Consider the following 25,811-nt stretch of genomic DNA (forward strand, 5'->3'; position numbering starts at 1 on the left):
CTTTTGATCTTCGCGCCAGTCCTGACAACGTGGTGGCCGCTGAAAAGATCGCAGCCTGCGGCAGCTCCTACAAGTGCGGTTCGGTGAGCAGTTTTTCTTTTGGGTCAAGGCTCCTTGTCGTAGGTGCGAGAATGAGCTGAGCGGCCTTCTCGGCAATCATCAGAGTCGGTGAACAGGTATTGCCCGAGGTGATGCGCGGCATGATCGAGGCGTCGGCGATGCGCAGCCCGGGAACGCCGTGGACCCGCAACTGCGCGTCGACCACGGCATTCTTGTCATTGCCCATGCGGCAGGTGCCGACCGGGTGGAAGATCGTCGTGCCGATCCGCGCCGCCGCTTCATACAGTTGCTCGTCGGTCTGCAAGGCGTCGCCCGGCAGGTATTCGCAAGGCTTGAACTGCGCCAGGGCCGGCGCCGCGACGATGCGCCGGGTCAGGCGAATGGCGGCGGCGGCGACTCTAAGATCTTCAGGATGGCTCAGGTAGTTTGGCTGAATCAGCGGCGCGTCCTGGGGATTGGCGGAGCGGATTTCCACTCGACCACGGCTCTGTGGACGCAGGTCGCAGACCGACGCGGTAAATGCCGGGAATGCATGCAACGGCTCGCCGAAGCGCTCCAGCGACAGCGGCTGCACGTGGTATTCAAGGTTGGCCGAAGTCTGCTCCGGTCCCGAACGGGCGAATGCCCCCAGTTGACTTGGCGCCATGGACAGCGGGCCGCTGCGGTCATACAGATAGCGCAAGCCCATGCCCATCTTGCCCCACAGGCTGCCAGCGATCTGGTTCAGGGTGCGGGCGTTTTGCAGTTTGTAGATCAGCCGCAGCTGCAAGTGATCCTGCAGATTGCCGCCGACGCCGGGCAATTCATGGGCGACGCCAATCCCCAAGCGTTGCAACAAGCCGCTCGGGCCGATCCCGGAACGTTGCAGGATGCTCGGCGAGCCGACGGAGCCGGCGCAGAGGACGATTTCCCGCCGCGCCTTCCAGGTTTTCGGCTGGCCCTGCCAGCGGGCACTGACCTTTGAGGCACGGCCGTTTTCCAGCAGCACGCGGTCGACTTCGACATCGGTCAGTACGGTCAGGTTGGGTCGGTTGCGGATCGGCTTGAGAAAAGCCTTGGCGGCATTCCAGCGCACTCCGGCCTTCTGGTTGACCTGGAAGTAACCGCAGCCTTCGTTGTCGCCCCGGTTGAAGTCATCGATGCTGGCAATGCCGCTTTGTTCGGCCGCCTCGCGGAAGGCATCGAGGATCGGCCACGACAGCCGCTGACGCTCGATCCGCCATTCGCCGGCAGCGCCATGAAACTCCGAGTCGCCGGCAAAGTGGTTTTCGCTCTGCCTGAACAGCGGCAGTACATCCTTCCAGGCCCAGCCAGGATTGCCGTCGGCGGCCCAACCGTCGTAGTCGCTGGCCTGGCCGCGCATGTAAATCATGCCGTTGATCGACGAACAACCGCCCAGGACCTTACCCCGTGGGTAGCTCAAGCTGCGACCTTGCAGGCCGGGTTGCGCTTCGGTCTTGAAGCACCAGTCGGTGCGCGGGTTGCCGATGCAAAATAGATAACCGACGGGGATATGAATCCACGGGTAGTTGTCGCGGCCACCGGCTTCGAGCAGCAGCACCCGATGCTCAGGGTTGGCGGACAGACGATTGGCCAGCAAACAACCGGCCGGCCCGGCGCCCACTACCACGTAGTCATATTCATCAACGACAGGCTGCATCCATGACCTCTTCTGTTGTTGTTCTTGTTGTGATTCATCCTAATTGTTAGCTTTCGTTTAAAGAATGTTAGTTTTTACTCAGTGGCTGTGCGTTTTTAGACAGCTGTACCCTGCGGCACGTTCAAGGAAGATTCATGTTCGATTGGAATGACCTGCGGTTTTTTCTCGAGTTACAGCGTAGCGGCCGTTTGCTGACCGCGGCACGCCGGCTGAATACCACCCATGCCACGGTAGCCCGGCATATCGAGGCCATCGAAAAAAGCCTGGGCACCGCGCTGTTTGTCCAGCACGCCCAGGGCTACCAGTTGACGCCGGCCGGCGAGGCGCTGCTCAAACACGCCGAAGCCATGGAAAATGTGGCCTTGCTGGCGCAGGAGGAAATCACCCGGTCCAGCGCGCCCCAGGGCAAGATCCGTCTCGGGGTGACCGAAGGCCTGGGCATCATGTTCCTGGCGAGCCGCATGAACGGCCTGTTCGAGCGCTATCCAGGGCTGGAAGTGGAGCTGGTAGCGGTGCCGCGCTTCGTCAGCATCCTCAACCGCGAAGCGGAAATTAGCATCCACCTCGAACGCCCGGTCGTCGATATGCTGGTGACCCGCAAACTCACCGACTACCGCCTGGCGCTGTATGCCAGCCGCGCCTATCTGGACCGTGCGCCAGCGCTGCACAGCCGCGAAGACCTGGCGCAGCATGCCTGGATCGGCTACGTCGATGACTTATTGTTCAGCCAGGAATTGATGTTCCTCAACAGCTTCTGCCGCAGCCCGCAGGTGGTGTTCCACAGTACCAGCGTGATCGCCCAGCACCAGGCTGCGCGCTCGGGCCTGGGAATCGCCGTGTTGCCGTGCTACATGGCCAGCAATGACCCGGATCTGATTCCATTGCTGCCGGCCGAGAGCATTCAGCGCAGCTACTGGATCAGCACCCGGCGCGAATTGCACAAGTCGGTGCGGTTGCGGGTGTTGTGGGATTACGTGGTGGAGTTGTGTGAGCGCGAGCAGGCGCTGCTGCGCGGTCCGGACCAGGCAGGTTAGCAGTTGCCTGGGTATAGGCTGTTCAATACACCTAAACATTGACCCAGATCAGATCGGCAAACGCTACCCGTCGTACAACACTCTTGGGCCCTGCGAGCATTTCGACTTACGGCCCGGGAGAAAAATATGATCACTGGTCAATCAACCGCCATAAAACTGGCCACCTTCTGTCCAGACGATGCTGAAGAACACTGGATTGAACCGCTGAAAAACGGCGCTCACGTGCTTATCCGCCCGCTTCAGGAGCAGGATCGTGAGCGCGAGTTCCAGTTCATCAAGCAGTTGTCTGCCGGATCTCGCCGCTTGCGTTTTCTGGGGACTTTCAGTGAGGCGGATGGGCCCCTGATGGACCGCATGATGGACCTGGACTATGAAAAGCGCATGGCCTATGTCGCGCTGGTGCACAGGGACGGGCAGTTGCTGGAAATCGGCGTCAGCCGTTACGCCTCGACGCCCGGGTCGGGCCAATGCGAATGTGCCATAACGGTCGCCGATGAATGGCAGCGTCTGGGCCTCGGAACCCTGTTGGGCGGGCGTTTGATCGACGCCGCGCGGCGCAACGGGTTCAAGATCATGGCCTCGACTGATATGGCGACCAATTACGGCATGCATTGCCTGGCGAGAAACCTTGGTTTCACCAGCCGCTACCCTAGCGAGGGGTTTAGCGAAATCATCCATGAACTCGATCTTGGGAAGTGACTGTCGGTAACGCCTTCCGCGGATCTAAAGGACAGGAGTCAACACAATGGCAAAAATGAAAGCGGCGATCTTCGTCGAGAAAAACCGCATCGTGCTGGATGACAAGCCGATTCCCGAGGTGGGACCGCTTGACGCGCTGGTGCGCATTACCACGACCACCATCTGCGGCACCGATGTGCATATCCTGCGCGGCGAATACCCGGTGGCCAAGGGGCTGACTATCGGTCATGAACCGGTGGGCGTGATCGAAAAGCTCGGCTCGCAGGTCGTCGGCTTCGTCGAAGGGCAACGGGTGATTGCCGGCGCTATCACCCCCAGTGGCCAAAGCTACGCCTGCCTCTGTGGCTGTTCGTCTCAGGACGGTCCGGGGACTCGCCACGGTTTTCGCGCCGCCGGTGGCTGGAAGTTCGGCAATACGATTGACGGCTGCCAGGCGGAATACGTGTTGGTGCCGGATGCCCTTGCCAACCTTTGCCCGATTCCCGACAACCTCAGTGATGAACAAGTGCTGATGTGCCCGGACATCATGTCCACGGGCTTTTCCGGCGCGCAACGAGGCAAGGTCGAGATTGGCGATACGGTCGCCGTGTTCGCCCTGGGCCCCATCGGTCTGTGTGCCATTGCCGGTGCACGGCTGATGGGTGCTACGACCATTATCGGAGTGGACACCGTGTCTGCGCGAATGGGCGTCGCCCGCCAGTTGGGCGCGACCCATACTGTCGACTTCAAGGACGGCAATGTGGTCGAGCGCATCATGGCCATCACTAATGGTCGCGGGGTTGACGTGGCCATTGAAGCCCTGGGGACCCAGGGCACCTTCGAATCGGCGCTGCGAGTACTGCGTCCCGGCGGTACCTTATCGAGCCTTGGGGTCTATTCGTCGGACCTGCACATCCCGCTCGATGCATTCGCCGCAGGGCTGGGCGACCTCAGCATCGTGACCACCTTGTGCCCGGGCGGAAAGGAGCGCATGCGGCGTTTGATGGAGGTGGTTGCCTGTGGTCAGGTCGATCTCAAACCCTTGGTGACCCATCGCTTCAAACTCGATGACATCGAAGCCGCTTATGAGCTGTTCGCCAGTCAGCGCGATGGAGTGCTGAAGGTCGCAATTACGCCTTGAAAACACCGCTGCGTTTCAACCGTCGAGGGCTTGGTCGAGAATCTCGAACGCACCGCTGGCCAAGCGTTCGCCGTTCACCAGAATGTGCACGGCGTGCTTGCCGGCATAGTGCGTGCGGGTGGTCAGCTGGCGAATGTGCTGGGCGCGGCTGATGTTTTCCCTGGCATTGGCAGCCAGGGTAAGGCCCTTGAGTTTGAAGACTTTCGCCGAGGTGCTGCCTGAGGCTTTGACGTAATCGATGGCGTAGTCGACCACCAGGCGCTGGCTGTCGCTCAGGGTCGATTTCAGGGTGAAGGACAGGGTGATTTTTTCGCCCAGGCGAATCACTGGCGGTTCGATTTTCAGGTGCTGGATTTCGACTTCCGCTTTACTTCCTGCGCCGATGATTGCCAGTGCCCGCTGATTGCCTTGCTTGATCAGGCTGCGCAAGGCGTGTCTGGCGATCCAGGCGGTGCGCGGGTCTTCCAGGGACCAGCTTTCGATCAGCTCGAGCACCCACTGCGGGTGATCCTTGGTGATGTCGTTAAGGTGATTGGCCACGGACTTGCGTACATACAGGCTGCTGTCGGCGTTCAAATTGTCGAGGATCGGCGCTGCCAACGACGGATCGGCTTGCACCTGTTCCAGGCGAAATGACCAGGGCAGGCGCGGACGGCTGCCTTCGCTGGCCAGGCGCCGGACATGTTCGTTTTCGTCTAGCGACCACAGGTTCATCAGCGCCAGGGCGCGCTCAAAGTCGCTGCGCAGGAAATGCCGCACCGCAAACTCCGAAGAGCCGAACGCAGTGAAGTACTTCAGTGCGTCCATCGACAACTCGAACGCGTGGGCGCCATAAGTGGCGACGTAATGGGGCAGGAACATGCTGACGAAACGGCTGTTCAAGCGTGGGGCCAACGCGCGAAAGAGCTCCAGTGTTTGCTCGTAGTCGAGGGCAATCACTGCATTCAGGCTTTCGCTGACTCGGGCGAGGCGCTGCATCACCGATAATTCGGCCAGACCCAGGTTGGCGAGTTTGAGGAAGGCTTTTGCATTGAATGCCGGATAAACCGAACTCATCTCGGTGGCGATGTGCTGGAGACGTTCGGCGTTGAAGATTTCCTTGAGGGCAGGGGAGGATTGGTCAGCACTGCTCATTTTGAAGTCCTTGGTTGTTGTTTACCTGATACACCGCGTTATCGTTCATCGCGAGCAAGCCCGCTCCCACATTGGATAGATGCCGATCCACAAATAGGGGATACACCATCAATCCCCTGTGGGAGCGAGCTTGCTCGCGATGGGGTCCTCACATCCACCATCACCCTCTGGACTCTTCCTCCAGCTGATCCGCCTCAAACAGTCGCGCCAGTTCGCCCCGGGCTTCCTGGGCGGTTTGCAGCACCTTGGCGGCATCGTCATAGACCGCATGCTGGGCCTCCAGCACCTGTTCGTCGTGGTGGGTAAAGCGTTTGATGCGGGCATCGGCCTGGGTCTGGCTCAAGCCGAGCCCGACCAGGGTGCGCCGGCTCATTTCCAGGCTCGAATAGTAGGTTTCCCGCACCGCTTGCGCGCCGACATCCACTAGCCGATGAACGTGCTGACGGTTGCGCGCGCGAGCGATGATTTTCATCTGCGGGTAGAGTTTGTGCACCAGTTCGGCGGTCTTGATATTGGTGTCCGGATCGTCGGTGGCGATCACGAAAAATTCCGCCTGTTCGACCTTGGCGGCTTTCAGAATCTCCGGGCGCATCGGGTCGCCGTAGAACACCGGCACCCCGCCAAAACTGCGGGACAGCTCAATGGTTTCCACCGAAGTGTCGAGGGCCACGAACTTGATGTTCTGCGCCCGCAAGATCCGCGCGACGATCTGCCCCATACGGCCCATGCCGGCGATCACCACCCGTGGTGCGTCAGTTTCGATTTCGCGGAATTCCGGCGGCATGCTCAGCGGTTTTACCACCGGCTTGACCAGCCGCGCGCACAACAGCAGCAAGAGCGGCGTCAGGGCCATGGACAGCGTAATGGTCAGCACCAGCAGGTCGTACAGATGGGGCTCGAACAGCCCCTGATCGCGACCGATCTTGAACACCACGAAGGCGAATTCACCGCCGGCCGCCAGCACGATGCCCAGGCGTATGGCATTGACTCGACCCAGGCCGCCGGCCAGCCGGCCGACGACAAACAGCAGGGGCAGCTTGATCAGGATCAGCAATACAGTCAGCCCCAATACCGCGGCCGGCGCGCTGAACAACAGGCTGATATTGGCGCCCATGCCGACGCTGATAAAAAACAGCCCCAGCAGTAATCCCTTGAACGGTTCGATCTGCGCTTCCAGTTCGTGTCGGTATTCCGAGTCGGCCAGCAGCAAACCGGCGAGGAACGCACCCAGTGCCATGGAGACCCCTACCAGGTCCATCAGCCATGCCGTGCCGATCACCACCAGCAGCGCGGTGGCGGTGGAGACTTCCGGCAGACCGGTTTTGGCCACCACGCGAAACACCGGGCGCAACAGATAACGCCCGCCGATCACCACCACGGCGATGCTGCCCAGCACCTGCAGGCCGTGATTCAGGTTCTGGGTGGCAGTGGTGCTGTGATCACCGCCGGCCAGCAGCGGCACCATGGCGATCAAGGGGATCGCGGCGATGTCCTGGAACAGCAGAATGGCAAACGCCAGCCGCCCATGGGGGCTGGTCAGCTCCTTGCGCTCGGCCAGGCTCTGCAGGCCAAACGCGGTGGACGACAACGCCAGGCCCAGGCCCAGCACGATGGCACTATTCAGGGGCTGGCCGAAGACGAACAAGGCAAGGACGCCGATCACCGACCCGGTCAGCAACACCTGCGCCAGGCCCACGCCGAACACCGATTTGCGCATCACCCACAACCGTCGGGGCGAGAGCTCCAGGCCGATGATGAACAGCAGCAATACCACCCCAAGTTCCGAGATATGACTGACGCTTTGTGGGTTGTCGATCAGCCCCAGCACCGACGGGCCGATGATCACCCCGGCGAACAGATAGCCCAGTACCGCGCCCAATTGCAGGCGCTTGGCCAAGGGAACGGCCAGCACCGCCGCGAACAGAAAAACCACGGCGGCTTGCAACAGGTTGCCTTCATGGGGCATGGGCTGACTCCTGGGTGTTTCGCACAATTGATGCAGACTGGCGCGTGTAGGAGCGAGCTTGCTCGCGATGGACGTTAACGATAACGCGTATTCACTGAATAAACGCTCCTACATAAACGCGCCGCCCTTGAGTCCATCGCGAGCAAGCTCGCTCCTACCACCCAACCGATACTGATTGTTCCCGCTGCGCTTGGCCTCGTACATCGCCAGGTCGGCGATGTGGATGAGTTTGTCCATGCTCGGGGCATGATCCGGGAACACCGCGACACCGAGGCTGGTGCCGATGTGCCGCTGGTCATTACCGATGGTGACGGGGGGCGATAGCTCGATGAAGATTTTCTCGCAAATGCTGTGGGCCTCGTCTTGCAGGCTCTTGCCCTGGGGCAGTCCTTCAAGAATGACCACGAACTCGTCACCGCCGATGCGGGCGACGGTGTCGGTTGAACGGAGGATTTTCTTCAGGCGGGTAGCGGTGGTAACCAGCACCCGGTCTCCGGCGGCGTGGCCGAAATGGTCATTGATTTCTTTGAAACTGTTGAGGTCGACAAACACCAGTATCACCCGCGTATCGTTCAGCCGTGCCTGTTCCAGGGCCTTGGACAAGCGGTCTTCGAGGGCCAGGCGGTTGGGCAGCCCGGTCAGGAGATCGAAGTGTGCCAGGTGCTGGAGTTGGCTGGCCGAGGCCCTTTCCTCGGTAATGTCGCGGACCACGCCCATCATTTTTACCGTCGAATCGTCGGTGTTTTTTACCACGTTGCCAGTTTCCCGCAGCCAGTGGATGCTGCCGTCCGGCCAGATGACCCGGTATTCCTCGTCGTGGTTATCGCCGGTTTCAAGGCAGCGCAACTCACCGGCCCGCACCTGAGCCCGGTCCTCCGGGTGCACGCAGCTGCAGAACAGTTCATAGGAGGGCGTCACTTCGCCGACCTTATAGCCGAACATGCCATAGATCGCCTCTGACCAATACAGCTGCTCGGTATCGACATCCCAGTCCCAGGTGCCGATGCGGGCGAAATACTGGCTGCGTTTATAGCGTTCGGCATCCTCTGGCGAGTGACCGTATTGCTTGCTGCGATGAACCAGCACAATGGAATTTGCGCTGTCGGGCGCAGGCAGACGAGTGACCTCGATCGCCCGCTGCTGGCCATTGGCGCGGGTGGCAAGGGTGCGTTGACGTTGCTCCAGGGTTTCATTTAAGTGCGGTAACCAACTGGACAGTGACGAGCCGACCAGGAGAGCATCGTCGCTATCCAGCAGCCGTGCTGCCGCGCTGTTCTGCTGCTGGATAAGGCCCTCGGCATCGACCAGGATCACCCCGTCCGGCAGGCCTTCGAGCAGTTCCCGATACTGGGCCAGACGGTGTTGCAGGCTGCGCTCATGACGAACCCATACGGCAACTGCCGCCAGCATCAGGAGAACAGCGCAAAGGCTGAGCCAGGCATAGCTCATGTGAATGCAAATGACATGGTGTATTGAAACCCTGGGAGTAATGGCCGTCGGCTATCTTAATCCACACCCTGGAGTACAGCAGGTTTTTCCCGAAAGCCACGAGACAGTTGTGGCGCTCATGAAGGTTGCCAACCCGCGAAAATTCTGGGAAAACCCTGCATCTGGAGCCATCCAGGGCTACCGAATCAACGAGAGAGAGCAATGAGCAGCGAATTGCAGGTGACAGACATTCAACTGGGCGACGGTAAAGAAGTGGTCAAAGGTGCCTTGATTACCACCCAATACCGCGGTTTTCTCGAGGATGGCACCCCGTTCGACTCCTCCTATGAGCGCGGCAAGCCGTTCCAGTGCGTGATTGGCACGGGTCGGGTAATCAAGGGGTGGGACCTCGGACTGATGGGCATGCGAGTCGGCGGCAAGCGCAAACTCTGGGTGCCGGCGCATCTGGCCTACGGCGTACGCTCGATGGGTGCGATCACGCCCAATTCGGACCTGACCTTCGAAATCGAGTTGCTGGAAGTGCTGACTCGGGACGACTGATGGTCCGATACATCTACACATCTCGTCGCAGTACACACCGAACTTGTGTAATTTGGCAGCCTTAAAAGATGTGTAGATACCTATGCTCAGTGATCATTGCTCGGGGGCGACGACGCGGAATTTAATCAGGATTTCATTGGATATGATCCCGATATCCGCCCATTCGCCTTCACCAATGCTGAAGTCGGCGCGGTTGAGGATGAACTCGCCACTGAATACGCCAATGGAGTGCTGCGGCTTCAAAATCACCAGCGCATTGACGTCGCGGGTGCGGCCTTTGAGCGCGAGCTTGCCGCTAATCTGGTAGCGGTTGTTGTCGAGCACCTTGACGCTGTTCGATTCGAACTTCGCCAGCGGATACCGCGCCGTGTTGAACCAGGCGGGTTTCTGCAGCTCGCTGTTGGCGTCGCTGGTGCCGGCGTCGATGCTGTCGAGCTGGATGGTCAGCTCGGCATGAGCCGCCGTGGGGTTGGTCGAGTCGAAATCGAGCGTGGCGTCGAACTTGCCGAACGTGCCGTACACCCGCGCACCCATCTGGGTGTAGGTGAAGGAGATCTGGCTGGCTACGGGATTCACTTGCTTGTATTGGACCGCTTGGGCGCCGGTCAGGGGCCCGAGCATGAGTGCGGCGACCAGGGCGGCAGAACGCAGGAACCGATCATTCATAGGACTCTCCGGTCGGAGCATGAGCTTCATTAACTGAAATACCCTGGGTCAGCCCTTGTTCCTGACCGGCAATATGCGCGTGAGCACGTCGTTGCGATCGATGAAGTGATGCTTGAGCGCAGCGCTCGTATGGACGATCACCAGGCCAAGCAGTATGTAGTTAAGCACTTCATGGAGCACCTGCAGACGTTCACCCAGCGCGGCGTCCTTGTCCAGCAGGTCCGGCAGCGGCAGTACTCCGAACCAGGCTGTCTGGAAACCTTGCGCCGAACTCATCAGCCAGCCGCTGAGAGGAATTGCAATCATCAGTGCATACAGCAGCCAGTGCATGACCAGCGAGGTGAAGCGTAATACCGCGGGTATGCTCGTCGGCAACGGTGGTGGGGGATACAGCAGGCGCCAGGCGAGGCGCAGCAGTACCAGCAGAAACAGGGTCACGCCGGCCCACTTATGCCATGAGTACAGCTTCAGCTTGGTCGGCGACAGTGCAAGGTCCGGCATATAGAAGCCAATCGCGAAGGCGCCGATCAGCCCCAGCGCCATGAGCCAGTGGAGGGCAATCGCGGTGGTCGTGTAACGCTGATTCATAAGTGTTGCGCCTCGACCGGCCGGATTCCCGAAAAAACCGATATGAGCCTGTAGAGCCTGGCCGCTGGGGGTGAGCAGGCAGCCACTTACCAGCCCTTGACCCCACTCATGTCTGGCAGTTTGTGCGCGATGCCCTTGTGGCAGTCGATGCAGGTTGCCTGTCCAGCGGCCAGGGACGTGGAGTGCATGTTCGCGGCGCGCTTGCTCTGGCGGGTGAAGTCCATGAACTGGAAGTTGTGGCAGTTGCGGCACTCCAGCGAGTCGTTGGCCTTGAGCCTGGCCCATTCGTGCTCGGCCAGTTCGCGGCGCATCCCGAGGAATTTGTCGCGGGTGCTGATGGTGCCGAAAATCTTGCCCCAGACCTCTTTGGAGGCCTGCATCTTGCGTGCGATCTTGTGGGTCCATTCGTGGGGCACGTGGCAGTCCGGGCAGGTGGCGCGTACGCCTGAGCGGTTGCTGTAGTGAATGGTTTCCTGCAGTTCGACGAATACGTTGTCACGCATTTCGTGGCAGGAGGTGCAGAACTTCTCGGTATTGCTCGCCTCGAGCGCGGTGTTGAAGCCACCCCAGAAGATGACTCCGGCGATAAATCCGCCGAGTGTGAGGAATCCCAGGCTGTAATGGACGCTGGGACGACGCAAGACGCCCCAGTAGTCCTTGAGCAGGGCGAGCAATGATTTCATGACCTCTCCTCAGGGTTTCGCTGGCGCACTGGCTTCGTCTTGCAATACTTTGTCGATGTTCTCGAAGCTGTTGCCCACCAGGGGCGCGACCTCTTTTTGCGGGACATGGCACTGATTGCAGAAGTAGCGGCGCGGCGATACCGCGGCAAGTGCCTGGCCGTCGCGATCCATGTAGTGGGTGATGCTGACCATCGGTGCCTGGCTGCGCGCGCTGTTGGCGCGGCTGTGGCAGGACAGGCACTTGTTGCTGTTCTTGTCGATTTGATAACCACGGATGGTGTGGGGAATGGTCGGCGGCTGGTCCGGGTAATTGCGCTCGCGTTTGAGGTCCTTGTTCTCGTCGTTCGCGATGGGTGGCGCTGGCTGGTTTTGCGTCATTATTCCGCCGGGTCGACGGCCGTCCGGCCCGGGAGCGTCCAGCGGGTAGTCGAGTTGGGCCGCGACCGCCAGGCCGAAGGCAGCGAGCAACAGCACGGGTAGCAAGCGGTAACTCATGAAGACTCTCCTCAGGCCGCGCTGATCAGCTCGATCCTCACCGCACACTTCTTGTAGTCGGTCTGCTTGGAGATCGGGTCGGTGGCATCCAGCGTGACCTTATTGATCAGCTTGTTGGCGTCGAAGAACGGCACGAACACCAGGCCACGCGGCGGTTTGTTGCGCCCGCGGGTTTCGATGCGAGCACGCATTTCACCGCGTCGGCTGATCACTTTTACTTCACTGCCACGGCGCGCATTCATTGCCTTGGCATCCTCCGGATGCATGTAGACCAGCGCATCCGGCACGGCCCTGTACAGTTCCTCGACGCGCTGGGTCATGCTCCCTGTATGCCAATGCTCCAGCACCCGACCGGTGCTCAGCCAGAACGGATAATCGGCATCCGGCATCTCGGCTGGCGGCTCGTAGGGCAGGGCGAAAATAATCGCCTTCTTGTCCGGGTAGCCGTAGAACTGCACTTCGCTGCCTTTTTCCACGTAAGGGTCATAACCCTCGCGGTAACGCCAGCGGGTTTCCTTGCCATCCACTACCGGCCAGCGCAACCCGCGCTCGCTGTGGTAGCGGTCAAACTCGGCGAGGTCATGGCCGTGACCCCGACCGAACTGGGCGTATTCCTCGAACAGACCTTTTTGCAGGTAGAAACCGTAAACCTTGGCTTCATCGTTCTTGTATCCGGCTTCCAGTTGCTCAAGCGGGAACTGGTCGACCTGGCCATTCTTGTACAGCACCTCGAACAGGGTTTTGCCCTTGTATTCGGGTGCCTTGGCAAGCAACTCGGCGGGCCAGGCTTCTTCGGCGGTAAAGCGTTTGGAGAATTCCAGCAGTTGCCACAGATCGGATTTGGCGTCGCCTGGCGCACTGACCAGCTGGTGCCAGAACTGGGTGCGCCGTTCGGCATTGCCAAAGGCGCCTTCCTTTTCGACCCACATGGCGCTGGGCAGAATCAGGTCCGCGGCCTGGGCGGAGACGGTGGGATAGACATCCGAGACGATTACGAAATTTTCCGGATTACGCCACCCCGGCAGGACCTCCTGCATGATGTTCGGTCCGGCCTGCATGTTGTTGCTGGACATCGCCCAGTAGACGTTGAGCACGCCATCCTTGAGCATGCGACTCTGCTCCACGGCGTGAAAACCCACCTTCTCCTGGATGGTCCCGGCCGGCAGCTTCCAGATTTTTTCCGCCGTGGCGCGGTGCTTGGGATTGGTCACCACCAGATCGGCGGGTAGCCGGTTGGAGAAGGTCCCGACCTCGCGTGCAGTACCGCACGCCGAGGGCTGGCCGGTCAGGGAGAAGGGGCTGTTGCCCGGCTCGCTGATCTTGCCCGTGAGCAGGTGGATATTGTAGATAAGGTTGTTGGCCCAGACACCGCGGGTGTGCTGGTTGAAGCCCATGGTCCAGAACGACACCACCTTGCGCTTGGGATCGGCATACAGCTCTGCCAGGGCCTTGAGGCGCTCGGTGGAAACTCCGGTTTCCTTGGCTGTGCGTTCCAGGGTGTAAGGCTTGACGAAATCGGCGAACTGTTCGAAGGAAATATCGGTCCAGGTGTTGGCCTTGGCAGCATTTTTTGCCTTCATTTCCCGCGGATCGTCAGGGCGCAGGCCGTAGCCGATATCATCAGTGCCCTTGGCGAAGCGGGTGTGCTTGCTGACGAAACTCTGGTTTACCGAGCCGCTTTCGATGATGTGGTTGGCGATGTAGTTGAGGATCAGCAGGTCGGTTTGCGGCTTGAACACCATCGGAATATCGGCCAGCTCGAAGCTGCGATGCTCGAAGGTCGACAGTACCACCACTTTGACATTCGCCTGGCTCAACCGGCGATCGGTGACCCGGCTCCAGAGCACCGGGTGCATCTCGGCCATGTTCGAGCCCCATAGCACGAAGGTGTCGGTCGCCTCGATGTCGTCGTAGCAGCCCATCGGTTCGTCCATGCCGAAGGTGCGCATGAAGCCCATCACCGCCGAGGCCATGCAGTGGCGCGCGTTAGGGTCGATGTTGTTGCTGCGCAAACCGGCTTTCATCAGTTTGTTGGCGGCGTAGCCTTCCCACACCGTCCATTGTCCGGAGCCGAACATGCCCACCGATTCGGGGCCTTTGGCCTTGAGCGCCGCCTTGAATTTCAACTCCATGATATCGAAGGCCTGATCCCAACTGATCGGCTGGAATTCGCCTTGCTTGTCGAACTGCCCCTCTTTCATGCGCAGCAGCGGCTGGGTCAGACGGTCGACGCCGTACATGATTTTTGACAGGAAGTAGCCCTTGACGCAGTTCAGCCCGCGGTTGACCTCGGCCTTGACGTCGCCGTGGGTGGCGACCACGCGGTTATTCTTGGTGGCCACCATCACGCTGCAACCGGTACCGCAAAAACGACAGGGCGCCTTGTTCCAGTCCAGGGTAACCATCTCGGCGTCGGTGATCAGGTTGCTGGAGGAAGTGACAATCGGCAGACCGGCCGCGGCGGCGGCGATAGCGGCGGCCTGAGCCTTGACGAACTCCCGGCGAGTCATGCTCATACGACCTCTCCAGTGTCTTCGAGAACTTCGTGGTAGATCAACGCGGCATTGAGCACCCCCGGCAGATTGCCAATCTGTTGGATGCAATCGAGGATCTGGCTTTCATCTTCGGCTTCGAGCACCACCACCAACTTGCCGGCAGGACTTTCCTGGTGCAGTTCAAGACCTTTCAACAGGCGCAAGTTGGCTTTCACCGCCTCGAACAGTTCGGGACGGGCAAGCACCACCAGGCTGGCAATATGCAGAGGTTTATCCATGTCCGTGCTCCCGATAGACTCAAACAAGGTGCTATCAGTTGGGTGGCCCGGGTGGACCGAAGATCATTTGAATGAACCAGATGAAGAAGCCGTAACCACCGACCAGAGCGATGGAGAGCATGGGAAACAGGCAGGCAACGAGGAAGAGGAACAGCCGGGTTTCCTTGCCTCGGTCGGAATTGGGCACACGCTCATCAGCTAACGACATCGGTCAAGCTCCAGCTGAGTGTTGCTCTGAGACTAGATGATGTTCGTGCAGGGACCGTCAGCATCACTCGCGAGAGCGACTAACGGTCGCGGGGCGCAGATTGCAGTGCAACAAAAAGCCCACCGACCGCCGAAGCGATGGGTGGGCTGAGTGCCGCTTGGGGCAAGGCCCCGTCAGATCAGATCTTGACGATCCAGCCTGCTGGCGCTTCGATATCGCCGGTTTGCACGCCAGTCAGCTCTGTGTAGAGCTTCTGGGTGATCGGGCCGACTTCGGTTTCGCTGTGGAACACGTGCAGCTTGTCGTTATAGCTGATGCCGCCGATCGGGGTGATCACTGCGGCAGTCCCGCAGGCGCCGGCTTCCTTGAAGTCGGACAGTTTGTCGATGAACACGTCGCCTTCGACCACTTCCAGGCCCAGGCGCGATTTGGCCAGCTCGATCAGGGACAGGCGGGTGATGCCCGGCAACACCGAAGGGGAATTCGGCGTGACGAACTTGTTGTCGTGGGTGATACCGAAGAAGTTGGCCGAGCCGACTTCCTCGATTTTCGTGTGAGTCATCGGATCCAGATAGATGCAGTCGGCGTAGTGCGCCTTCTTGGCTTGGGAGCCGGGCATCAGGCTGGCGGCGTAGTTGCCACCGACCTTGGCCGCACCGGTGCCTTGCGGCGCGGCGCGGTCGTAGCTGGAGATCAGGAACTTGTGCGGGGTCAGGCCACCCTTGAAGTAGGCGCCGACCGGGATGCAGAAGATCGAGAAGAGGAACTCGGGCGCGGTGCGCACGCCGATGTTGTCGCCCACGCCGATCACGAACGGGCGCAGGTACAACGCGCCGCCGGTGCCGTAAGGCGGAATGAAGCGCTCGTTGGCGCGCACGACTTGCTTGCAGGCTTCGATGAAGTCTTCGGTCGGCACGTGCGGCATCAGCAGACGGCTGCAGCTGCGCTGCATGCGCGCGGCGTTCTGGTCAGGGCGGAACAGGTTGATCGAACCGTCCTTGCAGCGATAGGCCTTCAGCCCTTCGAAGCATTGCTGGCCATAGTGAAGGGCAGTGGAACCTTCGCTGATGTGCAGCACATTGTCTCCGGTCAGGGTGCCTTTGTCCCAGACGCCATCGCGCCAGTGCGACAGATAGCGCTTGTCTGTCTTGATGTAGTCAAAACCCAGCTTGTCCCAATTAATGCTTTCGTTACCCATGACACCCTCTATCGCTTAACAACCGTCGCAACGGTTCAAGGCTTCTGACGTTTTTCTGGATGGGTACAACAATACTTCATTCTGGGGCTAAATCGCAGCCCGCTAAGCGCACAGAATTCAATCTGGCCGCCTTGAAAAGATCGCAGCCTGCGGTTCGGCGTGAATCCGCTCTGTGTAGGAGCTGCCGAAGGCTGCGATCTTTTGATGTTTACAGATGAAGCGCATGCCCCAAGGCACGCAACGCCGCTTCCTGGACAGCTTCGCCCAAAGTCGGGTGCGCATGGATGGTGCCGGCGATGTCTTCCAGCCGAGCGCCCATTTCCAGGCTCTGGCCGAACGCAGTCGACAACTCCGAAACGCCCACACCGACCGCTTGCCAGCCAACAATCACATGATTGTCACGCCGCGCAACGACCCGCACAAAGCCGCTTTTCGACTCCAGGGTCATCGCCCGGCCATTGGCCGCGAACGGGAAGCTGGAAACAATGCAGTCCCAACCGGCAGCCTTGGCCTCGTCCGGGGTCTTGCCGACTACCACCAGTTCCGGGTCGGTGAAGCACACGGCAGCAATAGCAGTCGGGCTGAACTCGCGGGATTTACCGCTGATCAGCTCGGCAACCATTTCGCCCTGAGCCATGGCCCGGTGGGCGAGCATCGGTTCGCCGCTCAGGTCGCCGATGGCATACACGTTGCGCATGCTGGTCTGGCAGCGGTTGTCGATCTTGATCGCCGAACCGTTCATATCCAGGCCCAGAGCTTCGAGGTTCCAGCCCAGGGTGTTGGGTTTGCGACCGACGGCCACCAGCACCTGATCGGTTTTCAGGTTCAGGGTGTCACCGTTCGGGTCCCGAACTTGCAGGGTATTTTCTTTGGAATCAAAGCCTTCAACGCTGTGCTTCAAGTAAAGCTTCACGCCGAGTTTTTTCAATTCATCGTGTACAGGCTGCGTCAGTTCGGCATCGTAGGCCGGCAGGATCCGCTCCTGGGCTTCGACCACGCTGACGTCGGCACCGAGCTTGCGATAGGCAATCCCCAGCTCCAGCCCGATGTAACCGCCACCGACCACGATCAGCCGTTTTGGAACGGAAACAGGCGCCAGGGCTTCGGTGGATGAAATGATCGGCCCGCCAATTGGCAGCATCGGCAGGTTGACGCTTTTCGAGCCGGTGGCCAGCAGCAGGTGTTCGCACTGGATACGGGTGTCCCCGACTTCAACGGTTTTGCCGTCAATGACCTTGGCCCAGCCTTGAATAACCTGGACTTTGTTCTTTTTCAGCAGCGCGGCGACACCGGTGGTCAGGCGATCAACGATGCCGTCCTTCCACTCGACGCTCTTGCTGATGTCGAGGGTCGGCGCCGAAACGCTGATGCCCAGTGCCGAATGCTGGCTGTGGTGCTGCGTCTGGTGGAACTGTTCGGCGACGTGGATCAACGCCTTGGACGGAATGCAGCCGATGTTCAGGCAGGTGCCGCCCAACGACTGGCCTTCCACCAGAATGGTCGAAATGCCCAGTTGCCCGGCGCGAATCGCCGCCACATAACCGCCAGGGCCGCCGCCGATGATCAGCAGCTTGGTGTTCAGAGTCTGTTGCATGCCTTGCTCCCCAAATGCCTATTCAACAAACAGCGTGGCGGGTTGTTCGAGCAGCCCGCGAATGGCCTGGATGAATTGCGCCGCGTCCATGCCATCGACCACCCGGTGATCGAAGGAACTGGAGAGGTTCATCATCTTGCGGATCACGATCTGGCCTTTGATCACCATCGGCCGTTCGACGATCTTGTTGACGCCGACGATTGCCACTTCCGGCAGGTTCAGCACCGGGGTGCTGACGATGCCACCCAGGGCGCCGAGGCTGGTCAAGGTGATGGTCGAGCCGGACAGCTCATCGCGGCTGGCCTTGCCATTACGGGCAGCGGTAGCCAAACGGGAGATTTCCGCGGCGCTGTCCCACAGGCTGCGGGCTTCGGCGTGACGCACCACCGGCACCATCAAGCCAATGTTGCTTTGCGTGGCGACGCCCACGTGCACCGCGCCGAGGCGGGTGATGACCTGGGCTTCGTCGTCGTAGCGGGCGTTGATCTGCGGGAAATCCCGCAGGGCCACGACCAGGGCGCGGACCAGGAACGGCAGCAAGGTCAGCTTGCCGCGGGTCGCGCCATGTTTTTCGTTCAAGTGCGCGCGCAGTTCTTCTACCGCGGTGACGTCGATTTCTTCGACATAACTGAAGTGGGCGGCGCGCTGGGTGGCTTCCTGCATGCGCTGGGCGATCTTGCGGCGCATGCCGATCACCGGGATTTGCTCTTCGTCGTTACGCTGGGCGTAAGCGGCAGCAGCGGTGGATTGCGGCTGCTGACCCTGGGCCTGACCCTGAGCTAGATAGGCGTCGAGGTCTTCGTGCAGAACCCGCCCGGCAGGGCCGGTGCCACGGACCAGACGCAATTGAATGCCGAGATCAAGCGCATGTTTGCGCACGGCCGGGGAGGCCAGCGGACGCTCATCGGCCTCGCGAGCAACCATCGGGCCCTGGCAAACGGCTGGGCGCGGGGCCGCAACCGGTTTGCTTTCGACAACGGCTTCGACTTTCGGCGCTGCAACCGGCGCTTCTTTAACGGCAACGGTCGCAGGCTGAGCCGACTCTTTAACGTTGCCCGCGCCTTCGACTTCAATGCTGATCAATATGCTGCCGACCGCCATGACTTCGCCCGGCACACCGCCGAGGGCGATGACCTTGCCATTTACCGGCGAAGGGATGTCGACCATCGCCTTGTCGGTCATCACATCGGCCAACACCTGGTCTTCGACGACCATGTCGCCGACCTTGACGTGCCACACCGACAATTCAACTTCTGCAATGCCTTCACCAATGTCCGGCATTTTAATAACGTGCGTGCCCATTCAGACCTCCATGACCCGTTTCAAAGCCGCGCCCACACGGGACGGACCAGGGAAATACGCCCACTCTTGCGCGTGCGGATAGGGAGTGTCCCAACCAGTGACGCGTTCGATAGGCGCTTCCAGGTAGTGGAAGCAGTGCTCTTGCACCAGGGCGACCAGTTCGGCGCCGAAACCGCAAGTGCGGGTCGCTTCGTGAACGATCACGCAACGTCCGGTTTTCTTCACCGACTTGACGATGGTTTCCAGGTCCAGCGGCCACAGGCTGCGCAGGTCGATCACTTCAGCATCGACACCGGTTTCTTCAGCCGCGACTTGCGACACATAGACCGTGGTGCCATAGGTGAGGATGGTCACGTCCTTGCCCGGACGGGCAATCGCGGCGACGTCCAGCGGCACAGTGTAGTAACCGTCCGGCACTTGCGCGGCGGGGTGTTTCGACCACGGGGTTACCGGGCGGTCGTGGTGGCCGTCGAACGGGCCGTTGTACAGGCGTTTCGGCTCGAGGAAGATCACCGGGTCATCGTTTTCGATGGAGGCAATCAGCAAGCCTTTGGCGTCGTAAGGGTTGGACGGCATGACCGTGCGCAAACCGCAGACCTGGGTGAACATCGCCTCGATGCTCTGGCTGTGGGTCTGGCCGCCGTAGATGCCGCCGCCGCAAGGCATGCGCAGGGTCATCGGCGCGGTGAACTCGCCGGCCGAGCGATAGCGCAGACGGGCGGCTTCGGAAATGATCTGGTCCGACGCCGGGTAGACGTAATCGGCGAATTGAATCTCGGCCACCGGCCGCAGACCGTAGGCGCCCATGCCCACCGCAACGCCGACGATGCCGCTTTCGGAGATCGGCGCGTCGAACACCCGGGAGGTACCGTACTTGTTCTGCAGACCTTCGGTGCAACGGAACACTCCGCCGAAGTAGCCCACGTCCTGGCCGAACACCACGACGTTGTCGTCACGCTCAAGCATCACATCCATGGCCGAGCGCAGCGCCTGGATCATGGTCATGGTGGTGGTGGTCATGGCGGTTTCCAACTGAATATTGCTGTTGTGATCGTTCATGTCAGATCCCCAACTCTTGACGCTGGCGCTTCAAGTGCTCCGGCATCTCTTTATAGACGTCTTCGAACATCGTCGCGGCGCTCGGCGTCTGGCCACCGGCGAGGGTGCCGTACTGCTCGGCTTCTTTCTGCGCAGCGATGACTTCGGCTTCCAGTTCGGCGCTGACGGCGGTGTGTTCCTCTTCGGACCAGTGACCGATTTTCACCAAATGCTGCTTGAGGCGCGCAATCGGGTCGCCCAGCGGGAAGTGGCTCCAGTCGTCGGCAGGACGGTATTTGGACGGATCATCGGACGTCGAGTGCGGGCCGGCGCGGTAAGTGACCCATTCGAGCATGGTCGGACCGAGGTTGCGGCGGGCGCGTTCGGCGGCCCAGGCAGAGGCGGCATAGACCGCGACGAAATCGTTGCCATCGACCCGCAGGGAAGCGATGCCGCAACCGACGCCACGACCGGCGAAAGTAGTAGCTTCACCACCGGCAATCGCCTGGAACGTGGAGATCGCCCATTGGTTGTTGACCACATTGAGGATCACCGGCGCACGGTAAACGTGGGCGAAGGTCAGGGCGGTGTGGAAGTCCGATTCAGCGGTGGCACCGTCGCCGATCCAGGCCGAGGCGATTTTGGTGTCGCCTTTGATCGCCGAGGCCATGCCCCAGCCCACACCCTGTACGAATTGGGTGGCGAGGTTGCCGGAAATGGTGAAGAAGCCGTGATCGCGTACCGAGTACATGATCGGCAGCTGGCGGCCCTTGAGCGGATCGCGTTCGTTGGACAGCAACTGGCAGATCAGGTCCACCAGCGGCACTTCCCGCGCCATCAGAATGCTTTGCTGACGGTAGGTGGGGAAGCACATGTCGTCGATGTTCAGGGCCAGGGCCTGGGCGCTGCCGATGGCTTCTTCGCCTAGGCTCTGCATATAGAACGACATTTTCTTCTGACGCTGGGCGACCACCATGCGGTTGTCGAAAATCCGCGTCTTGAGCATGGCGCGCATGCCTTTACGCAGGATCTCCACCGGCACGCCTTCGGCCCACGGACCGAGGGCATTGCCCTGGTCGTCGAGCACGCGAATCAGGCCCTTGGCCAGATCGGCCGTGTCGGCGGGTTCAACGTCGATTGGGGGTTTGCGCACCGTGCCGGCGTCGGTCAGACGCAGGTAGGAGAAGTCGGTTTTACAGCCTGGACGACCGGAGGGTTCAGGAACGTGCAGACGCAGGGGTTCGTACGGTTGGTTCATGGCTTCTACGCTCGATCTTGTGAATTTCTTGTAGTGGGCGCGCTAGCTGACAATCTTTCTTTGGGTAAAAGAAATCCTGTCCTACAACAATCATAGGCCTCGCCAAGAAGAATATTTCTCTCTGTTTCGTTGCGCTTTAAGTCATTTGAGGATAAAAAATCTGCATAAACACAAAAAACAGGTGGTTTTGTCTCATGCGCAAACTGGATCGTACCGATATCGGCATTCTCAACAGCCTCCAGGAGAATGCCCGCATCACCAACGCCGACCTCGCACGCTCGGTCAACCTATCGCCAACTCCCTGCTTCAACCGGGTCAAGGCCATGGAGGAGCTGGGGTTGATTCGCGAGCAAGTCACGCTGCTCGACGCGGATTTGCTGGGGCTGCACGTCAACGTGTTTATCCATGTCAGCCTCGAGAAACAGGTCGAGGAAGCCCTGCAGCATTTCGAAGAAGCGATTTCCGACCGACCGGAAGTGATGGAGTGCTACCTGATGGCCGGCGACCCGGATTATCTGATCCGCGTACTGGTGCCGACCATCCAGTCTTTGGAGCGATTCATGATGGATTTCCTGACCAAGGTTCCGGGTGTGGCCAATATCCGTTCGAGCTTTGCGCTCAAGCAGGTCCGCTACAAGACCGCGCTGCCGTTGCCGGCCAATGGCTTGACGCTGGCGGGGTAGTTCCATTGATGGGGTAGCCCCATTCATCACGGGGTTTTGCAGTAACACCGGCGTGGTGCTTTATTCATAAAGGTGCATAAGAGAGTCAGTTGTCCTCAGCTGCGCATGCCGACAAGCGTTGCCGAGCGTGAGGTGATGTGATGGGCCAAAGGGAGGTTTGCGAGTGCAAGGGCGCAGCTTCCTGGTCAGGTTGGCACAGGTTGCTCCCGGCGCTGTACAGCGTCGAACCCGCACACCGGAGGTCCGCAATGAAGCGTCGCCTCTGTAGTGCTCTGTTGGCATGTTTAAGTGTGTTTGTCGTGTGTGAAGGGTATGCGCAAGACCGCCTTGGCGTATTCGTCAGTGATTTGCATTTCGGACTGGGGCGTACTGCCGATGGGCGCTGGCATCCCTATGAGGACTTCAGATGGAGTCAGGCGTTGAGAGGCTTTCTGACCGCGATCTCCAGAGAGGGACATGACAAGGTCGACCTGATCATCGTCGGTGATTTCCTGGAACTGTGGCAGTTGCCCAATGACATTCACTGCCAGGGAAGCGGAGCCGGCGCAGGCTGTTCGGCAGCCGAGCTGGTCGACTTGAGCCGGCGAATCATCAAGGCCCATGACGCCGATCTCCAGGCGTTGCAGGAGTTTTCCACCCGCGGGAGCAATCGACTCTATCTGGTGCCCGGCAACCATGATGCGGCCTTGCTTATTCCCGCCGTCCGGGCGCCGTTAATCGAACGTCTCGGGGCGCAGAACGGACGGGTGTTTTTCGTCGAAAGTGGCCTGTGGGTTTCCGAAGACAAGCGGATCGTGGCCGAACACGGGCATCAGATCGGCAGTGACGTGAATGCCTTTGCCGATTGGCCGAAGGTCACCACCACCGACTCCAATGGCACTCAACTGATGATTCGTCCCTGGGGAGAACGGTTCGTGCAGCAGTTGTTCAATGAACAGGAGATGAACTATCCGGTCATCGACAACCTGAACCCGGAAACCGCCGGCGCACGTTATCGAATGAGCGAGCGGGGCGTGGGTGGAACCATCAAGGACCTGGCCAGGTTCATTGCCTTCAACATTTTTGAAACCACTCCCGCCCAGAAATACAGCGCGTTGTCGACCAAGGGCACGCAAGTCCCGCCGTTCAATCGCGCGGCAGCCGAGAAGGTCGGGTACCGGCTGTTCAGCTATTCGCTACCGGAGGGTGACTCATTCAAGGAGCTGCTCAAAGACACCAACCCGGAAGGCGCTGAACTGCGCAGCGAGCTCAATGAGCTGCTCAAGACCATGCCCGTCGAAGACCTGGAAATGTTATGCCGCAATGCCGTTGTGTATAGCAAAATCAACCCCTGCAACCCGGCGCTGTCCGCACTGGTAGTGGACGTGCTGGTGCCCAGGACCGCGATTTTCAAGAGTCACCTGAGAGCTCGCGAAAAGGTCCTCGGACCATTCGATTTGTTTGTTTATGGGCATACCCATCGCTGGGAGTCCAGGTGGAAGGTCCCGTTGAGCAACACCCATAGCGTGACGGTGGTGAATACCGGCGCCTTTCAACGGTTGGTCGATGAGGAGGCATTTTTGCAGTTGGCCGCTGCCAGAACCATGAGCCCTGCACAAGCACTGCGCGAGCTACGGCCGGAAGATCTCACAGCCTGTTATTCGGCGGTGTTCGTCAGGCCGGGTACCTTACGCCCGGTGGCTGAGCTATGGCTTTGGGAAATGTCGGAGTCCGGAGGCGGGCGCTTCAGAGCGCCGGGCATTGCCGACTGCCGGTGAACCCCTCACAACCGATTGATCGGAATCTTCAGATAAACCACCCCGTTGTCCTCGGCCGGCGGCAGATTTCCTGCGCGCACGTTGACCTGAATCGCCGGCAGCAACAGCGTTGGCATAGCCCGCCCGGCGTCGCGCTGGTTGCGCATGGCGACGAACGCAGCCTGCTCGACGCCATCATGCACATGGATATTGCTTTTGCGCTGTTCGCCGACGCTGCTCAGGCATTGCGGCTCGCGGCCAGCGGGCGGGTAGTCGTGGCAGACGTAGAGGCGGGTCTCGGCGGGTAAGGCGAGCAGTTTGCGTATCGAAGTGAACAACTGGTCCGCATTGCCGCCGGGGAAGTCGCAGCGGGCAGTGCCGACATCGGGCAGGAACAGCGTATCGCCCACCAGAATCAACTGGTCTTCGATCAGGTACGCCATGTCCGCCGGGGTGTGCCCAGGCACATGCAACGCCTTGGCCTTGAGGTTGCCGATGGCGAACTCTTCGTCCGGCGCGAACAGGTGGTCGAATTGCGAGCCGTCGACGGAAAATTCCGGCTCAAGGTTGAACAGGGTCTTGAATACCTCCTGAACCTTGCTGATCGACTCGCCAATGGCGATCTTGCCGCCCAGTTCCTGGCGCAAATAGGGTGCGGCGGAGAGGTGATCGGCGTGGGCGTGGGTTTCCAGCAGCCACTGCACCTGTAAGCGGTGTTCGCGGACGAAGGCGATCACCCGATCCGCGTGGATAGTCGCGGTGCGCCCTGAGACGGGATCGTAGTCGAGCACCGGGTCGACGATTGCGCAGAGCCCGTCATCGCGCTCGAATATCACGTAGGTATAGGTCGATGATGCTTCGTCCAGGAAGGCTTGAATCAACGCTGACATGGGGGGCAGATCCATTCGGAATACGTCCAGAGGTTACGTACTTTATCCGCACACTGACTAGTCTGGATGTGATTTTAAATGATGCAAACTGTTGTGGGTTGTATCGTGGCGCCATTCGATGGCCGGGTTCTTCCCGTTTTTTTTAAAGTGGATCAAGAGCGTTTTATGCTGCTGGCAACATTTTTTGGTGTGGTGATGGGCCTGGTCCTCGGCTTGACCGGTGCCGGCGGCGGCATTCTCGCGGTGCCGGCGCTGGTGCTGGGATTGGGCTGGAGCATGACCCAGGCGGCACCGGTGGCGCTCTTCGCGGTGGGTAGCGCCGCTGCAGTCGGCGCCATCGATGGACTGCGACACGGCCTGGTGCGGTACCGCGCGGCGTTGCTGATCGCCTTGCTCGGGGCCTTGTTCTCGCCGGTGGGGATCTACTTCGCCCATCGTTTGCCGGAAAAGACCCTGATGGTGCTGTTCAGCCTGCTGATGGTCATCGTGGCGTGGCGAATGCTGCGTCGCGAATCCCGGGATGCCGGGCCGAGTGATCATGGCAGTGCTTCCTGGGGGCAGAAAAACTGCATGCTCGATCAGCAGACCGGGCGCCTTTCCTGGACCGCGAAATGCTCGGCGACTCTTGCCGCATTAGGCGCGGTCACCGGGGTTGTGTCGGGGCTGCTCGGGGTGGGTGGCGGCTTTCTGATCGTGCCGGCCTTCAAGCAACTGACCGATGTGCAAATGCGCGGAATCGTCGCCACGTCATTGATGGTGATCAGTCTGATTTCGGCGATAGGAGTGATCGGTGCGTTCTACGCCGGAGTGTCCATAGACGCCACTGGCGGGGTGTTCATCGTCGCGAGCATCGTCGGCATGCTGCTTGGCCGACGGCTTTCATCGCGTGTGCCGGCCAGGGGGTTGCAGGTGGGGTTCGCGAGCATTTGCATCGTCGTGGCGGGCTATATGCTGATCAAGGCATAAGCTCGGGGCCTGCGCAAAGTCTAAGGGCTGATGAGGTTTTTGTGTGCAAACCCCATGCACCTGCAAAAAAC

The 25,811-nt window shown here is 60.2% G+C and carries 24 protein-coding genes; 7 read left to right on the forward strand and 17 right to left on the reverse strand.

What is annotated here, in order from left to right; all coding sequences use genetic code 11:
* Window positions 1–67: 67 nt before the first annotated feature.
* Window positions 68–1,720, reverse strand: a complete 1,653-nt coding sequence (locus tag ACA064_RS12515; RefSeq protein WP_497673623.1) for a GMC family oxidoreductase — start codon at window positions 1,718–1,720, stop codon at window positions 68–70.
* 134 nt (window positions 1,721–1,854) lie between these two features.
* Between ACA064_RS12515 and ACA064_RS12520 the strand changes: the two genes are divergently transcribed.
* The 3 genes from ACA064_RS12520 to ACA064_RS12530 all read left to right on the forward strand — a co-directional run bounded on the left by ACA064_RS12520 (window position 1,855) and on the right by ACA064_RS12530 (window position 4,573).
* Window positions 1,855–2,754: a LysR family transcriptional regulator gene (locus tag ACA064_RS12520; RefSeq protein WP_497673624.1), complete on the forward strand. Its 900-nt coding sequence runs from the start codon at window positions 1,855–1,857 to the stop codon at window positions 2,752–2,754.
* 126 nt (window positions 2,755–2,880) lie between these two features.
* Window positions 2,881–3,453, forward strand: coding sequence for a GNAT family N-acetyltransferase (locus ACA064_RS12525; protein ID WP_497673625.1), 573 nt, complete (start codon window positions 2,881–2,883; stop codon window positions 3,451–3,453).
* A gap of 46 nt (window positions 3,454–3,499) precedes the next feature.
* Window positions 3,500–4,573 (forward strand): NAD(P)-dependent alcohol dehydrogenase, encoded by a 1,074-nt coding sequence (locus ACA064_RS12530; RefSeq protein ID WP_497673626.1) that lies wholly within the window; start codon window positions 3,500–3,502, stop codon window positions 4,571–4,573.
* A 15-nt stretch (window positions 4,574–4,588) separates the two neighbouring features.
* Here the strand turns inward: ACA064_RS12530 and ACA064_RS12535 are convergent, their stop codons facing one another.
* From ACA064_RS12535 to ACA064_RS12545, 3 genes are all read right to left on the reverse strand, one after another.
* Window positions 4,589–5,707 carry a DNA alkylation repair protein gene (locus ACA064_RS12535; RefSeq protein WP_497673627.1) on the reverse strand — a complete coding sequence of 373 codons (1,119 nt, stop codon included), beginning with the start codon at window positions 5,705–5,707 and terminating at the stop codon, window positions 4,589–4,591.
* Between the two features lie 160 nt (window positions 5,708–5,867).
* Entirely contained in the window at window positions 5,868–7,673 is a 1,806-nt protein-coding gene (locus ACA064_RS12540) for a monovalent cation:proton antiporter-2 (CPA2) family protein (RefSeq protein ID WP_497673628.1), read from the reverse strand.
* 108 nt (window positions 7,674–7,781) lie between these two features.
* Window positions 7,782–9,122: a diguanylate cyclase domain-containing protein gene (locus ACA064_RS12545; RefSeq protein ID WP_497673629.1), complete on the reverse strand. Its 1,341-nt coding sequence runs from the start codon at window positions 9,120–9,122 to the stop codon at window positions 7,782–7,784.
* Between the two features lie 201 nt (window positions 9,123–9,323).
* Here ACA064_RS12545 and ACA064_RS12550 point away from each other — a divergent pair, with 201 nt between their 5' ends.
* A complete protein-coding gene (locus tag ACA064_RS12550; RefSeq protein ID WP_150640946.1) occupies window positions 9,324–9,662 on the forward strand; it encodes an FKBP-type peptidyl-prolyl cis-trans isomerase in 339 nt (112 codons plus the stop codon).
* Between the two features lie 93 nt (window positions 9,663–9,755).
* Here ACA064_RS12550 and ACA064_RS12555 read toward each other — a convergent pair whose 3' ends face one another.
* The 12 genes from ACA064_RS12555 to ACA064_RS12610 all read right to left on the reverse strand — a co-directional run bounded on the left by ACA064_RS12555 (window position 9,756) and on the right by ACA064_RS12610 (window position 21,465).
* Complete coding sequence (locus ACA064_RS12555) at window positions 9,756–10,328, reverse strand: YceI family protein (RefSeq protein WP_497673630.1); 573 nt, start codon at window positions 10,326–10,328, stop codon at window positions 9,756–9,758.
* Window positions 10,329–10,376: 48 nt separating this feature from the next.
* Window positions 10,377–10,916 carry a cytochrome b gene (locus ACA064_RS12560; protein ID WP_497673631.1) on the reverse strand — a complete coding sequence of 180 codons (540 nt, stop codon included), beginning with the start codon at window positions 10,914–10,916 and terminating at the stop codon, window positions 10,377–10,379.
* Window positions 10,917–11,002: 86 nt separating this feature from the next.
* Entirely contained in the window at window positions 11,003–11,599 is a 597-nt protein-coding gene (locus ACA064_RS12565) for a cytochrome c3 family protein (protein ID WP_150640943.1), read from the reverse strand.
* Window positions 11,600–11,608: 9 nt separating this feature from the next.
* Window positions 11,609–12,094: a nitrate reductase cytochrome c-type subunit gene (locus ACA064_RS12570; protein ID WP_497673632.1), complete on the reverse strand. Its 486-nt coding sequence runs from the start codon at window positions 12,092–12,094 to the stop codon at window positions 11,609–11,611.
* Between the two features lie 11 nt (window positions 12,095–12,105).
* Window positions 12,106–14,610 (reverse strand): nitrate reductase catalytic subunit NapA, encoded by a 2,505-nt coding sequence (gene napA / locus ACA064_RS12575; RefSeq protein ID WP_497673633.1) that lies wholly within the window; start codon window positions 14,608–14,610, stop codon window positions 12,106–12,108.
* Window positions 14,607–14,867 carry a chaperone NapD gene (locus ACA064_RS12580; protein ID WP_150640940.1) on the reverse strand — a complete coding sequence of 87 codons (261 nt, stop codon included), beginning with the start codon at window positions 14,865–14,867 and terminating at the stop codon, window positions 14,607–14,609. The genes napA and ACA064_RS12580 overlap by 4 nt, the downstream gene beginning before the upstream one ends.
* Before the next feature lie 34 nt (window positions 14,868–14,901).
* Window positions 14,902–15,075: a periplasmic nitrate reductase, NapE protein gene (locus ACA064_RS12585; RefSeq protein ID WP_497673634.1), complete on the reverse strand. Its 174-nt coding sequence runs from the start codon at window positions 15,073–15,075 to the stop codon at window positions 14,902–14,904.
* A 178-nt stretch (window positions 15,076–15,253) separates the two neighbouring features.
* Window positions 15,254–16,273, reverse strand: a complete 1,020-nt coding sequence (locus tag ACA064_RS12590) for a branched-chain amino acid aminotransferase (RefSeq protein WP_497673635.1) — start codon at window positions 16,271–16,273, stop codon at window positions 15,254–15,256.
* A 208-nt stretch (window positions 16,274–16,481) separates the two neighbouring features.
* Window positions 16,482–17,867, reverse strand: coding sequence for a dihydrolipoyl dehydrogenase (gene lpdA, locus ACA064_RS12595; RefSeq protein ID WP_497673636.1), 1,386 nt, complete (start codon window positions 17,865–17,867; stop codon window positions 16,482–16,484).
* Between the two features lie 18 nt (window positions 17,868–17,885).
* Window positions 17,886–19,169: a dihydrolipoamide acetyltransferase family protein gene (locus ACA064_RS12600; RefSeq protein WP_497673637.1), complete on the reverse strand. Its 1,284-nt coding sequence runs from the start codon at window positions 19,167–19,169 to the stop codon at window positions 17,886–17,888.
* Window positions 19,170–20,228 carry an alpha-ketoacid dehydrogenase subunit beta gene (locus ACA064_RS12605; RefSeq protein ID WP_497673638.1) on the reverse strand — a complete coding sequence of 353 codons (1,059 nt, stop codon included), beginning with the start codon at window positions 20,226–20,228 and terminating at the stop codon, window positions 19,170–19,172.
* Between the two features lies 1 nt (window position 20,229).
* Window positions 20,230–21,465 (reverse strand): 3-methyl-2-oxobutanoate dehydrogenase (2-methylpropanoyl-transferring) subunit alpha, encoded by a 1,236-nt coding sequence (locus tag ACA064_RS12610; RefSeq protein ID WP_497673639.1) that lies wholly within the window; start codon window positions 21,463–21,465, stop codon window positions 20,230–20,232.
* Between the two features lie 194 nt (window positions 21,466–21,659).
* On the opposite strand from ACA064_RS12610, the gene bkdR reads away from it, so the two are divergent.
* Window positions 21,660–22,148 (forward strand): Bkd operon transcriptional regulator BkdR, encoded by a 489-nt coding sequence (gene bkdR / locus ACA064_RS12615; protein WP_018929722.1) that lies wholly within the window; start codon window positions 21,660–21,662, stop codon window positions 22,146–22,148.
* A 248-nt stretch (window positions 22,149–22,396) separates the two neighbouring features.
* Window positions 22,397–23,905, forward strand: coding sequence for a metallophosphoesterase (locus ACA064_RS12620; protein WP_497673640.1), 1,509 nt, complete (start codon window positions 22,397–22,399; stop codon window positions 23,903–23,905).
* A gap of 5 nt (window positions 23,906–23,910) precedes the next feature.
* Here the strand turns inward: ACA064_RS12620 and ACA064_RS12625 are convergent, their stop codons facing one another.
* Window positions 23,911–24,774, reverse strand: coding sequence for an MBL fold metallo-hydrolase (locus tag ACA064_RS12625; RefSeq protein ID WP_497673641.1), 864 nt, complete (start codon window positions 24,772–24,774; stop codon window positions 23,911–23,913).
* 165 nt (window positions 24,775–24,939) lie between these two features.
* Between ACA064_RS12625 and ACA064_RS12630 the strand changes: the two genes are divergently transcribed.
* On the forward strand, window positions 24,940–25,740 hold the full coding sequence (locus tag ACA064_RS12630; protein ID WP_497673642.1) for a sulfite exporter TauE/SafE family protein: 801 nt from the start codon (window positions 24,940–24,942) through the stop codon (window positions 25,738–25,740).
* Window positions 25,741–25,811: the final 71 nt, after the last annotated feature.

Source organism: Pseudomonas sp. LBUM1658 (assembly GCF_059716055.1).